This is a genomic window from Pseudomonas sp. DF5 (assembly GCF_058148225.1).
In genome coordinates this window covers 51,676-63,603 of the sequence record NZ_JBYVYM010000023.1, presented here as the reverse complement: position 1 = coordinate 63,603, position 11,928 = coordinate 51,676, and the positions used below count along the sequence as shown (strand labels likewise).

The 11,928-nt window shown below is 57.4% G+C and carries 12 protein-coding genes; all 12 read left to right on the top strand.

Translation table 11 applies throughout. From position 1 onward, the window contains the following. The first annotated feature begins 5 nt into the window (after window positions 1-5). The 12 genes from tsf to lpxA all read left to right on the top strand — a co-directional run bounded on the left by tsf (window position 6) and on the right by lpxA (window position 11,928). Window positions 6-869: a translation elongation factor Ts gene (gene tsf, locus AC30D7_RS20575; protein ID WP_018927018.1), complete on the top strand. Its 864-nt coding sequence runs from the start codon at window positions 6-8 to the stop codon at window positions 867-869. 210 nt (window positions 870-1,079) lie between these two features. Then, the gene (gene pyrH / locus AC30D7_RS20570; RefSeq protein ID WP_003198235.1) at window positions 1,080-1,823 is read left to right on the top strand and encodes a UMP kinase; all 744 of its coding nucleotides are present in this window, start codon (window positions 1,080-1,082) and stop codon (window positions 1,821-1,823) included. Continuing rightward, window positions 1,820-2,377, top strand: coding sequence for a ribosome recycling factor (gene frr / locus AC30D7_RS20565; protein ID WP_490135277.1), 558 nt, complete (start codon window positions 1,820-1,822; stop codon window positions 2,375-2,377). The genes pyrH and frr overlap by 4 nt, the downstream gene beginning before the upstream one ends. A 14-nt stretch (window positions 2,378-2,391) precedes the next feature. Continuing rightward, entirely contained in the window at window positions 2,392-3,147 is a 756-nt protein-coding gene (gene uppS, locus AC30D7_RS20560; protein ID WP_490135276.1) for a polyprenyl diphosphate synthase, read from the top strand. Continuing rightward, entirely contained in the window at window positions 3,147-3,953 is an 807-nt protein-coding gene (locus tag AC30D7_RS20555) for a phosphatidate cytidylyltransferase (protein WP_490135275.1), read from the top strand. Before uppS ends, AC30D7_RS20555 begins: the two co-directional genes overlap by 1 nt. Beyond that, on the top strand, window positions 3,950-5,140 hold the full coding sequence (ispC, locus tag AC30D7_RS20550) for a 1-deoxy-D-xylulose-5-phosphate reductoisomerase (protein WP_490135274.1): 1,191 nt from the start codon (window positions 3,950-3,952) through the stop codon (window positions 5,138-5,140). The genes AC30D7_RS20555 and ispC overlap by 4 nt, the downstream gene beginning before the upstream one ends. Window positions 5,141-5,193: 53 nt before the next feature. Then, on the top strand, window positions 5,194-6,546 hold the full coding sequence (gene rseP, locus AC30D7_RS20545; protein WP_490135273.1) for a sigma E protease regulator RseP: 1,353 nt from the start codon (window positions 5,194-5,196) through the stop codon (window positions 6,544-6,546). A gap of 72 nt (window positions 6,547-6,618) precedes the next feature. Further along, window positions 6,619-8,997: an outer membrane protein assembly factor BamA gene (gene bamA, locus AC30D7_RS20540; protein ID WP_490135272.1), complete on the top strand. Its 2,379-nt coding sequence runs from the start codon at window positions 6,619-6,621 to the stop codon at window positions 8,995-8,997. Window positions 8,998-9,042: 45 nt separating this feature from the next. Beyond that, window positions 9,043-9,546 carry an OmpH/Skp family outer membrane protein gene (locus tag AC30D7_RS20535; protein WP_007940508.1) on the top strand — a complete coding sequence of 168 codons (504 nt, stop codon included), beginning with the start codon at window positions 9,043-9,045 and terminating at the stop codon, window positions 9,544-9,546. Between the two features lie 3 nt (window positions 9,547-9,549). Beyond that, window positions 9,550-10,605: a UDP-3-O-(3-hydroxymyristoyl)glucosamine N-acyltransferase gene (lpxD, locus tag AC30D7_RS20530; RefSeq protein WP_490135271.1), complete on the top strand. Its 1,056-nt coding sequence runs from the start codon at window positions 9,550-9,552 to the stop codon at window positions 10,603-10,605. A gap of 109 nt (window positions 10,606-10,714) precedes the next feature. Next, window positions 10,715-11,155 carry a 3-hydroxyacyl-ACP dehydratase FabZ gene (fabZ, locus tag AC30D7_RS20525; protein WP_007940511.1) on the top strand — a complete coding sequence of 147 codons (441 nt, stop codon included), beginning with the start codon at window positions 10,715-10,717 and terminating at the stop codon, window positions 11,153-11,155. Beyond that, entirely contained in the window at window positions 11,152-11,928 is a 777-nt protein-coding gene (lpxA, locus tag AC30D7_RS20520) for an acyl-ACP--UDP-N-acetylglucosamine O-acyltransferase (protein ID WP_490135270.1), read from the top strand. The genes fabZ and lpxA overlap by 4 nt, the downstream gene beginning before the upstream one ends.

Sequence of the window (11,928 nt, the reverse complement as noted above, 5' to 3'; positions counted from 1 at the left end):
TGAAAATGGCAGAGATTACTGCAGCGTTGGTCAAAGAACTGCGCGAGCGTACTGGCGAAGGCATGATGGACTGCAAAAAGGCCTTGACCAAGGCTGGCGGCGACATCGAAAAAGCCATTGATGACATGCGCGCTTCGGGCGCCATCAAGGCTGCCAAGAAAGCTGGCAACGTTGCCGCTGAAGGCGCAATCGCTCTCAAGGAAGACGGTAAATCCGCCGTTCTGCTGGAAGTGAACTCGCAGACCGACTTCCTGGCTCTGCAGGACGACTTCAAGGCATTTGTTGCTGCCAGCATTGAAAAAGCGTTCGCTGACAAACTGACCGATGCTGCTCCGCTGATCGAAGCGCGTGAAGCTGATCGTCTGGTTCTGGTTGGCAAGGTTGGCGAAAACGTCAACATTCGTCGCCTGGCTCGCGTTGAAGGCGATGTTGTTGGTGGCTACCTGCACGGCAACAAGATTGGTGTTGCGGTTGTTCTCAAGGGCGGCGACGTTGAGCTGGCCAAGGACATCGCTATGCACGTAGCGGCTACCAACCCTGAATTCCTGCTGCCGTCGGAAGTTTCCGCTGAAGCGATCGAGCGCGAGAAAGGCGTGTTCCTGACCCTCAACGCTGACAAGATCGCTGGCAAGCCAGAAAACATCGTTGAAAACATGGTCAAAGGCCGTATCAGCAAGTTCCTGGCTGAGGCGAGCCTGGTTGAGCAGGCGTTCGTCAAGAACCCTGAAATCAAGGTCGGCGACCTGGCCAAGAAAGCCGGTGCTGAAATCGTTTCCTTCACCTACTTCAAAGTAGGCGAAGGCATCGAGAAGCCAGTAGACAACTTCGCAGAAGAAGTTGCTGCCCAGCTGGCTGCCAGCAAGCAATAAGACGGTTTTTTAACTGTCGCCCTGAAGAGGCTGCCCGCTTACGCGCGCAGCCTCTTTTCAGATGGGGTTGCCAATTTTATTTGGTTTCCTTTTGGAACTGGCTTACAAAGCCATGTTCCGATGGCGCTGAAGCAGCGCCAAGCTAGAGTGAACGCCAGCTGTAAACAGCTCGCAAAGAATTTTTAAAATACGCCGCAGGAGAGATTCGCAATGGCTCAGCAGGGCAGTGGTTATCAGGCTCGCTATAAACGCATTCTACTCAAGCTTAGCGGCGAGGCCCTGATGGGCTCGGAAGAGTTCGGGATCGATCCGAAAGTTCTGGATCGCATGGCGCTGGAAGTTGGCCAACTGGTTGGCATCGGTGTTCAGGTCGGTCTGGTGATCGGTGGGGGCAACCTGTTTCGCGGCGCAGCGCTCAGCGCAGCCGGCATGGATCGGGTCACTGGCGACCACATGGGCATGCTGGCCACTGTGATGAACGCCCTGGCGATGCGCGACGCGCTGGAACGTGCCAATATCTCGGCCATCGTAATGTCGGCCATTTCCATGGTTGGCGTGACCGATCACTATGATCGCCGCAAAGCCATGCGCCACTTGAACTCCAAGGAAGTCGTGATTTTCGCGGCCGGTACCGGCAACCCGTTCTTCACTACGGACTCGGCTGCCTGCCTGCGTGCAATCGAAATCGATGCCGATGTCGTGCTCAAGGCAACGAAGGTCGATGGCGTTTACACCGCTGACCCGTTCAAAGACCCGCATGCCGAGAAGTTCGATCATCTGACCTACGATGAAGTACTGGATCGCAAGCTGGGCGTGATGGATCTGACGGCCATTTGCCTGTGCCGCGACCACAAGATGCCGTTGCGCGTGTTTAACATGAACAAACCCGGCGCCCTGCTGAATATCGTACATGGCGGCGCTGAAGGAACCCTGATCGAGGAAGTTCAACAATGATCAACGAAATCAAGAAAGACGCTAAAGAGCGCATGCAGAAGTCCGTAGAATCGCTGGTGCACAACTTCGGCCGTATCCGTACAGGCCAGGCGCACCCAAGCATTCTGGAAGGCGTGATGGTTCCGTACTACGGCTCCGACACCCCGATCAAGCAAGTGGCGAATATCACCGTCAAGGACGCTCGTACCCTGCAAGTTGTCGCCTTTGAGCGCAACATGCTGGGCGCGGTCGACAAGGCCATCGGTAGTGCTGGTCTGAACCTCAACCCGACTAACCTGGGTGAGTTGTTGCTGATCTCCATGCCGGCCCTGACCGAAGAAACCCGCCGGGGCTTCACCAAGCAGGCTCGTGATGTGGCTGAGGATGCCCGTGTTGCCGTGCGCAACATCCGTCGTGATGCAAACAGCTCGCTGAAGGATCTGGTCAAGGAAAAAGAAATCAGCGAAGACGAAGAGCGTCGCGCCACTGGCGAGATCGACGATCTGACCAAGAAGTTCGTGGCTGAAATCGACGCTAAATTAGCGGAAAAAGAAAAAGACCTGATGGCCGTATAAGGGTCGAGTTTCAAATGGACAAGACCAAGCAGACTGCGCCGTCCGCGGTGCCGCGCCATGTCGCGATCATCATGGATGGCAATAATCGTTGGGCGAAAAAACGCTTTATGCCGGGTGTCGCCGGGCATAAAGCGGGTGTGGATGCAGTTCGTGCGGTCATCGAGGTGTGTGCTGAGGCCGGGGTTGAGGTATTGACCCTGTTCGCATTCTCCAGTGAGAACTGGCAGCGCCCGGCCGATGAGGTCAGTGCCTTGATGGATCTGTTCTTTAAGGCGTTGCGTCGCGAGGCCAAGCGCCTGAATGACAACAACATCAGTTTGCGCATCATCGGCGACCGTTCGCGTTTTCATCCGGAGCTTCAAGCTGCCATGCGCGAAGCTGAGGCGATGACCGTCGGTGCTAACCGCTTTATCCTGCAGATCGCCGCCAACTACGGCGGTCAGTGGGATATCGCGCAAGCCGCTCAGCGTCTGGCGCGTGAAGTCCAGGCTGGGCATCTGCGTCCCGAAGACATCACCCCGGAGCTGTTGCAAACCTGTCTGGCGACCGGCGATCTGCCGTTGCCGGACTTGTGTATCCGTACCGGTGGCGAGCATCGCATCAGTAACTTCCTGCTGTGGCAACTGGCTTACGCCGAGTTGTACTTCTCCGACCTGTTCTGGCCGGACTTCAAACACGACGCCATGCGCAATGCGCTGGCCGATTTCGCTTCTCGCCAGCGTCGCTTCGGTAAAACGAGCGAGCAGGTCGAGTCTGGAGCCCGGGTTTAATGCTTAAACAACGAATCATCACGGCACTGATTCTGCTGCCGATTGCCCTGTGCGGGTTTTTCCTGCTTGAAGGGTCCGGTTTTGCGCTGTTTATCGGGCTGGTGGTGACGCTGGGGGCATGGGAGTGGGCACGCCTGGCAGGTTTTGCTGGCCAGGCGATCCGTGTTGCTTTTGCAGCTGTGGTCGCGCTGATGCTGTTTGTCATGCACATCCTGCCGGGGCTCGCGCCTTGGGTGCTGGGCGCCTCGGTGCTTTGGTGGGGTGTGGCGACGTACCTGGTGCTGACTTATCCACGGTCCAGCGAACACTGGGCCAGCGCCGCCTGCAAGCTGGCGATCGGTTTGTTGATTCTGTTGCCAGCCTGGCAAGGTCTGATCCTGATCAAGCAGGAGCCCTTGGGCAATTGGCTGATTATGGCGGTGATGGTGCTGGTCTGGGGTGCCGATATCGGTGCGTACTTTTCCGGCCGGGCTTTCGGCAAGCGCAAGCTGGCGCCACAGGTCAGCCCTGGCAAGAGCTGGGAGGGCGTGTACGGCGGCTTGCTGCTGAGTCTGGTGATCACGGCAATCGTCGGTTTTGCACGGGGCTGGAGTTTCGCTCAGATGCTGATGGGGCTGTTTGGTGCGGCGGTCATCGTGTTCATTTCAGTGGTGGGCGACCTCACCGAAAGCATGTTCAAACGCCAATCGGGCATCAAGGACAGCAGTAATCTGCTGCCGGGGCACGGCGGTGTGCTGGACCGCATCGACAGTCTGACAGCGGCGATTCCGGTGTTCGCTGTGTTGCTGTGGATGGCGGCATCGTGAGTCGCCCACAACAGATTACCGTGCTGGGGGCGACCGGTTCGATTGGGCTGAGCACTCTCGACGTCATCGCCCGTCATCCCGAGCGCTATCAGGTTTTCGCCTTGAGTGGTTTCACTCGTTTGAGTGAGCTACTGGCGCTGTGCGTGCGTCATGCACCTCGTTTTGCGGTCGTGCCGGAATCTGGCGCTGCCCGAGGCTTGCAGGACGAGTTGCGTGCAGCTGGCTTGTCGACCCGCGTTCTGGTGGGGGAGGAGGGCTTATGTCAGGTCGCTTCCGCCCCGGAAGTCGATGCGGTGATGGCGGCGATCGTCGGGGCGGCGGGTTTGCGTCCGACCCTGGCGGCGGTCGAGGCCGGCAAAAAGATTCTTTTGGCCAATAAAGAAGCGCTGGTGATGTCTGGTGCGCTGTTCATGCAGGCCGTGCGTAAAAGCGGTTCGGTATTGCTGCCGATCGACAGCGAACACAACGCGATTTTCCAGTGCATGCCACAGGATTTCTCTCGTGGGTTGGGCGCGGTCGGTGTCCGCCGGATTTTACTGACAGCCTCTGGCGGTCCGTTCCGACAGACACCCCTGGCCGAACTGGCGCATGTTACCCCCGAGCAAGCGTGTGCCCACCCGAATTGGTCCATGGGGCGCAAGATTTCGGTGGATTCGGCCAGCATGATGAACAAAGGGCTCGAGCTGATCGAGGCCTGCTGGCTGTTCGACGCCACCCCCTCTCAGGTCGAAGTAGTGGTTCATCCACAAAGCGTGATTCATTCACTGGTCGACTATATCGATGGTTCGGTGCTGGCGCAGTTAGGCAATCCGGATATGCGCACGCCGATTGCCAATGCCCTGGCCTGGCCAGAGCGGATCGACTCGGGTGTTGCACCGTTGGATCTGTTTGCCATCGCTCGCCTGGATTTCCAGGCGCCTGATGAAGAGCGTTTCCCTTGTCTGCGCCTTGCGCGTCAAGCTGCCGAGGCTGGTAACAGCGCGCCGGCCATGCTCAATGCTGCGAATGAAGTGGCTGTGGCAGCCTTTCTCGACGGACGGGTTCGCTATCTGGAAATCGCGAGTATTATCGAGGAAGTATTGAACCTCGAGCCTGTAGTTGCGGTTGATGATCTCGAGGCAGTGTTTACGGCCGATGCGAAAGCACGGGTACTGGCCGGGCAATGGTTGAGTCGTCACGGGCGATAAGTGTTGCAACACGTTGGCCCATGCAGCACTGATAGGATTGCGGGAGAAAGTAGATGAGCGCGCTCTATATGATTGTCGGCACCCTGGTAGCACTGGGCGTGCTGGTCACCTTCCACGAATTCGGCCATTTCTGGGTCGCACGTCGCTGTGGGGTCAAAGTGCTGCGTTTCTCCGTGGGCTTCGGCATGCCGCTGCTGCGCTGGCATGACAGCAAAGGCACCGAATTCGTGGTCGCCGCCATCCCGCTGGGTGGCTACGTGAAAATGCTCGACGAGCGCGAAGGCGAAGTTCCGACCGATCAGCTCGATCACGCTTTCAATCGCAAGTCCGTCCGTCAGCGTATTGCCATCGTGGCGGCCGGCCCGATCGCCAACTTTCTACTGGCGATGGTGTTTTTCTGGGCATTGGCAATGCTGGGCAGCGAGCAGGTGCGCCCGGTTATCGGCGCGGTCGAGTCCGGCAGTATCGCCTCCAGGGCAGGTTTAAGCCCGGGACAGGAAATTATTGCCATCGATGGCGAGCCAACTTCCGGCTGGGCTGCAGTGAACCTGCAACTGGTCCGTCGTCTGGGCGAGAGCGGTTCCCTTCAGTTACTGGTCCGCGAACAGGGCTCCACGGTCGATTCGCCCCGTGAGCTGGTGCTGGACAAGTGGCTCAAGGGCGCTGATGAGCCGGATCCGATTCACTCCCTGGGTATTCGTCCGTGGCGTCCGGTATTGCCACCGGTGCTGGCCGAAATTGATCCGAAAGGGCCAGCGAAGGCTGCGGGCCTGAAAGCCGGTGACCGCCTGTTGGCCCTTGATGGCAAGGCGCTGGATGACTGGCAGCAGGTGGTCGATATCGTCCGCATGCATCCGGGTAACAAAATCATGCTGCGCGTTGAGCGCGATGGTGCTCAAATCGACGTCCCTGTGACGCTGGCCGCACGCGGCGAGAGCAAAGCGCCCAGTGGTTACCTGGGGGCTGGGGTGAAAGCGGTTGATTGGCCGCCAGAGATGATTCGCGAGGTCAGTTACGGTCCGGTGGCTGCGATTGGGGAGGGTGCCCGGCGCACCTGGACCATGAGTGTGCTGACCCTCGATTCGCTCAAGAAAATGTTGTTCGGCGAGCTCTCGGTAAAAAACTTGAGTGGACCGATAACCATTGCTAAAGTGGCGGGCGCTTCTGCCCAGTCGGGCGTCGCTGATTTCCTGAATTTCCTTGCTTATCTGAGTATTAGCCTGGGTGTTCTGAATTTGCTGCCCATTCCTGTACTGGATGGGGGGCATTTGTTGTTTTATCTGATCGAGTGGGCGCGTGGTCGTCCCTTGTCAGATCGGGTGCAAAGTTGGGGGATACAGATCGGTATCAGTTTGGTGGTCGGGGTGATGTTGCTTGCTCTGGTCAATGATCTGGGTCGACTGTAACGCTTCGCTGAATTGCGAATCTGCCGCATTTTGCGGCAGTTTTTATTGCCAGTTGGAATAAGAAAGGACTTCATGAAACGTCTGCTGCTAACTGCGGTTCTCACCGTATTGATGATCGCCGAAGTTCACGCCGAGTCCTTCACTATCTCTGATATTCGCGTCAATGGCCTCCAGCGGGTCTCCGCGGGTAGTGTCTTTGGTGCCTTGCCGTTGAACGTCGGCGAGCAGGCGGATGATCGTCGCCTGGTGGAATCCACTCGTGCGCTGTTCAAAACCGGGTTCTTTCAAGATATCCAGCTGGGCCGCGATGGCAACGTCCTGGTCATCACTGTAGTCGAGCGTCCGTCGGTCGCCAGTATCGAGATCGAAGGCAACAAGGCGATCTCCACTGAAGACCTGATGAAGGGCCTCAAGCAATCCGGTCTGGCCGAAGGTGAGATCTTCCAGCGCGCCACCCTCGAAGGTGTACGTAACGAACTGCAGCGCCAATACGTCGCTCAGGGCCGCTACTCGGCTACCGTCGACACCGAAGTGGTGCCACAGCCGCGAAACCGCGTAGCCCTGAAAGTCAACATCAACGAAGGCACCGTAGCGGCGATCCAGCACATCAACGTGGTGGGCAACACGGTCTTTCCTGACGAAGACCTGATCGACCTGTTCGAACTCAAGACCAGCAACTGGCTGTCGTTCTTCAAGAACGATGACAAGTACGCCCGTGAAAAGCTCTCCGGTGACCTGGAGCGTCTGCGCTCCTATTACCTGGACCGTGGCTATATCAATATGGATATCGCTTCGACCCAGGTGTCGATCACCCCGGACAAGAAACACGTCTATATCACCGTCAACGTCAACGAAGGCGAGAAGTACACCGTTCGTGACGTGAAACTCAGCGGCGACCTGAAAGTGCCTGAAGACCAGGTCAAGTCCCTGCTGCTGGTTCAGAAAGGCCAGGTGTTCTCGCGCAAGCTGATGACCACCACCTCCGAACTGATCACCCGCCGCCTGGGTAACGAGGGCTACACTTTCGCCAACGTCAACGGCGTGCCTCAGCCTCATGATGAAGATCACACGGTCGATATCACGTTCGCTGTCGATCCGGGTAAGCGGGCTTATGTGAACCGCATCAACTTCCGTGGTAACACCAAGTCCGAAGACGAAGTGCTGCGCCGTGAAATGCGTCAGATGGAAGGCGGCTGGGCTTCGACCTACCTGATCGACCAGTCCAAGACCCGTCTTGAGCGTCTGGGCTTCTTCAAGGAAGTCAACGTCGAAACGCCGGCTGTACCGGGCGTCGATGACCAGGTTGACGTGAACTACAGCGTCGAAGAGCAGGCCTCCGGTTCGATTACCGCCAGCGTCGGTTTCGCACAGAGCGCCGGTCTGATCCTCGGTGGTTCGATCACCCAGAACAACTTCCTGGGTACCGGTAACAAGGTCAGCATCGGCTTGACTCGCAGTCAGTACCAAAGCCGTTATAACTTCGGTTATGTCGACCCCTACTGGACAGCTGACGGTGTGAGCCTGGGTTACAACGCTTTCTATCGTACGACCGACTACAAAGACCTCGATGTCAACGTAGCCAGCTACGCCGTAGACAGCCTGGGCGCAGGTGTCAACGTTGGTTACCCGATCAGCGAGACTTCCCGTCTGACGTTTGGTTTGTCTGCACAACAAGACAAGATCAAGACGGGTCTTTACACCGTCGACGAAATCTTCGACTTCGTTAACAAGGAAGGTGATCAGTACCTCAACTTCAAGGCATCGGCCGGTTGGTCTGAATCTACTTTGAACAAAGGGGTACTGGCGACCCGTGGCCACTCCCAGAGCTTTACCGCGGAAGCCACGACACCAGGCAGCGACTTGTCGTTCTTCAAGCTCGATTATCGCGGTCAATTGTTCCAGCCGTTGTCTGAAAACTACACCATGCGCCTCCACACCGAGCTGGGCTATGGCGATGGCTATGGTTCGACCGACGGCTTGCCGTTCTATGAGAACTATTACGCCGGTGGTTTCAACTCGGTTCGTGGCTTCAAGGACAGCACCCTGGGGCCTCGTAGTACGCCGAGCCGGGGCGTGAACCCGGGCACCGCAACCGACCCGGACCAGGATCCACTACCGTTTGGTGGTAACGTCCTGATTCAGGGTGGTGTAGAAGTTCTATTCCCTCTGCCGTTCGTGAAAGATCAGCGTTCCTTGCGCACTTCGGTATTCTGGGACGTGGGTAATGTGTTCGATTCGACTTGCAAGCAGAGCACTAACGCCGATGGTTCCAAGTCCAACACTCAGTGTAACGACGTCAGCCTGAGCAATATGGCCAGTTCGGTGGGTGTCGGTGTGACATGGGTTACTGCCCTTGGTCCGTTGAGCTTTGCCTTGGCTATGCCAGTCAAGAAACCGGACAGCAATGCCGAGACTCAAGTGTTCCAATTCTCCCTCGGCCAGACGTTCTAAGCGTCTGACCCAAGATAACGACAATGGATTTTGTAGGAGTGCATCGTGCGTAAGTTGACTCAATTGGTTCTCCTGGCGACCGTACTGGTAGCAGGTCCGGCTTTTGCCGATATGAAAATCGCCGTTCTGAACTATCAGATGGCGCTGCTGGAATCCGACGCGGCGAAGAAATACGCCGTGGATGCCGAGAAAAAATTCGGCCCGCAACTGACCAAGCTCAAGAGCCTGGAAAGCAGCGCCAAGGGTATCCAGGACCGTCTGATGGCCGGTGGCGACAAGATGCAGCAAGGCGAGCGTGAGCGCCTGGAACTCGAGTTCAAGCAAAAGGCCCGTGATTTCCAGTTCCAGTCCAAGGAATTGAACGAAGCCAAAGCCGTTGCCGACCGTGAAATGCTGAAGCAGCTCAAGCCGAAACTGGACAGCGCTGTGGAAGAAGTCATCAAGAAAGGTGCTTATGACCTGGTCTTCGAGCGTGGCGCAGTGATTGATGTCAAGCCTCAGTACGACATCACTCGCCAGGTTATCGAGCGCATGAATCAGCTGAAGTAACCCATGACAGCGACCATAAAGCTCGGCCAGCTGGCCGAGTTCCTCGGCGCCACCTTGCGTGGCGACCCGGAGAAAGAAATTACTGGGCTGGCCACTTTGCAAGAGGCTGGCCCAGCTCAGTTGAGCTTTCTGGCAAATCCTCAATACCGTAAATACCTGGCTGACAGCGAGGCCGCAGCTGTGTTGCTGAAGGCCGCCGACGCTGAAGGTTTTGCCGGTGATGCGCTGGTGGTGGCTGATCCATATTTGGCTTATGCGCGCATTTCCCATCTGTTCGATCCCAAGCCCAAGGCGCCGGCCGGTATCCATCCGACAGCGGTCGTGGCAGCGGATGCGGTGGTCGATCCCGCGGCGAGCATCGGTGCTTTTGCAGTCATCGAAAGTGCAGCGCGTATTGGTGCCGGTGTGACCGTTGGTGCGCATTGCTTCATCGGTGCACGCAGCGAAATCGGCGAGGGCGGTTGGTTGGCCCCGCGCGTCACGCTGTATCACGATGTACGCATCGGCAAACGGGTAGTGATTCAATCCGGTGCCGTGCTCGGTGGTGAAGGCTTCGGTTTTGCCAACGAGAAAGGTGTCTGGCAGAAAATTGCCCAGATCGGTGGCGTCTCGATCGGAGACGACGTGGAAATAGGCGTAAATACCGCTATCGATCGCGGCGCGTTGGCCGATACCGTCATTGGTAATGGTGTAAAGCTCGACAACCAGATTCAGATTGCCCACAACGTCCAGGTCGGTGATCACACTGCCATGGCCGCGTGCGTGGGAATTTCCGGCAGCACCAAAATCGGCAAGCATTGCATGCTCGCCGGTGGCGTAGGGCTGGTAGGGCATATCGACATTTGCGACAACGTTTTCCTGACCGGGATGACCATGGTGACCCACTCGATTACCGAGCCGGGGTCCTATTCTTCCGGTACGGCGATGCAACCGGCAGCCGAATGGCGCAAAAGCGCGGCACGTATCCGTCAGCTCGATGACATCGCGCGACGTCTGCGACAGCTGGAAAAGCGTGTAGGGGACGTGACCCCTGACGGTAATGCTTCATCAGATGGCTGATACCATTTCCATATCAAGTGTGCACAGCCGCTAGACTGCCTCCCTTGATTTGCTAGAGGAGTGCGCGTCAGTCGCGCGCTCCCAATCTTTACATAGGCTTCCCCCCGAAATGATGGACATCAACGAGATTCGCGAATACCTGCCTCACCGTTACCCGTTCCTGCTGGTGGACCGGGTCGTGGATCTGGATGTGGAAGGCAAGCGCATTCGCGCCTACAAGAATGTCAGCATCAACGAACCGTTCTTCAATGGTCACTTCCCCGCGCATCCAATCATGCCGGGCGTACTGATCATCGAAGCAATGGCTCAGGCTGCCGGGATCCTTGGTTTCAAAATGCTTGACGTGAAACCGGCCGACGGCACCCTTTACTACTTTGTCGGCTCCGACAAACTGCGCTTCCGTCAGCCTGTGCTGCCGGGCGATCAATTGATCCTTGAAGCCAAGTTCATCAGCTGCAAGCGTCAGATCTGGAAGTTCGAGTGCCAGGCTTCGGTCGATGGCAAGCCAGTCTGCTCTGCTGAAATCATCTGTGCGGAACGCAAACTATGAGTTTGATTGACCCTCGCGCAATCATCGATCCGACGGCCGTCCTGGCCGACGACGTCGAAGTCGGCCCTTGGTCGATCATCGGCGCAGGTGTGGAAATCGGCGAGGGAACAGTGATCGGGCCGCATGTGATTCTCAAGGGCCCGACCCGAATCGGTAAGCACAACCGCATCTATCAGTTTTCTTCGGTAGGCGAGGACACGCCTGATCTGAAATACAAGGGCGAAGAAACCCGTCTGGTCATCGGTGACCACAATGTCATCCGTGAAGGCGTGACGATTCACCGAGGGACCATTCAGGACCGTTCGGAAACGACCCTGGGCGATCACAACCTGATCATGGCCTATGCCCATATCGGTCACGACAGCGTTATCGGCAACCACTGCATCCTGGTCAACAACACCGCGTTGGCCGGCCATGTGCACGTTGAAGACTGGGCGATCCTGTCCGGTTTCACCCTGGTTCATCAGTATTGCCACATTGGCGCTCACAGCTTTTCCGGCATGGGCACTGCCATCGGCAAGGACGTTCCAGCCTACGTCACGGTATTCGGCAACCCGGCCGAAGCCCGCAGCATGAACTTCGAAGGCATGCGTCGTCGCGGTTTCAGCGAGGAAGCGATCCACGCACTGCGTCGTGCCTACAAGGTGGTTTACCGTCAGGGCCTGACAGTCGAGCAAGCGCTCGCCGAGCTGGCCGAACCCTCGCTGCAGTTCCCGGAAGTCGCGGTGTTCCGTGATTCCATCCAGTCTTCGACCCGCGGCATCACCCGCTAA

Excerpts from the sequence above, each read along its gene's own strand:
- pyrH (WP_003198235.1), top strand. The coding sequence starts at position 1,080 with ATGGCTCAGCAGGGCAGTGGTTATCAGGCTCGCTATAAACGCATTCTA.
- lpxD (WP_490135271.1), top strand. The coding sequence starts at position 9,550 with ATGACAGCGACCATAAAGCTCGGCCAGCTGGCCGAGTTCCTCGGCGCC.
- rseP (WP_490135273.1), top strand. The coding sequence starts at position 5,194 with ATGAGCGCGCTCTATATGATTGTCGGCACCCTGGTAGCACTGGGCGTG.
- tsf (WP_018927018.1), top strand. The coding sequence starts at position 6 with ATGGCAGAGATTACTGCAGCGTTGGTCAAAGAACTGCGCGAGCGTACT.
- frr (WP_490135277.1), top strand. The coding sequence starts at position 1,820 with ATGATCAACGAAATCAAGAAAGACGCTAAAGAGCGCATGCAGAAGTCC.
- AC30D7_RS20555 (WP_490135275.1), top strand. The coding sequence starts at position 3,147 with ATGCTTAAACAACGAATCATCACGGCACTGATTCTGCTGCCGATTGCC.
- uppS (WP_490135276.1), top strand. The coding sequence starts at position 2,392 with ATGGACAAGACCAAGCAGACTGCGCCGTCCGCGGTGCCGCGCCATGTC.
- fabZ (WP_007940511.1), top strand. The coding sequence starts at position 10,715 with ATGATGGACATCAACGAGATTCGCGAATACCTGCCTCACCGTTACCCG.
- lpxA (WP_490135270.1), top strand. The coding sequence starts at position 11,152 with ATGAGTTTGATTGACCCTCGCGCAATCATCGATCCGACGGCCGTCCTG.
- bamA (WP_490135272.1), top strand. The coding sequence starts at position 6,619 with ATGAAACGTCTGCTGCTAACTGCGGTTCTCACCGTATTGATGATCGCC.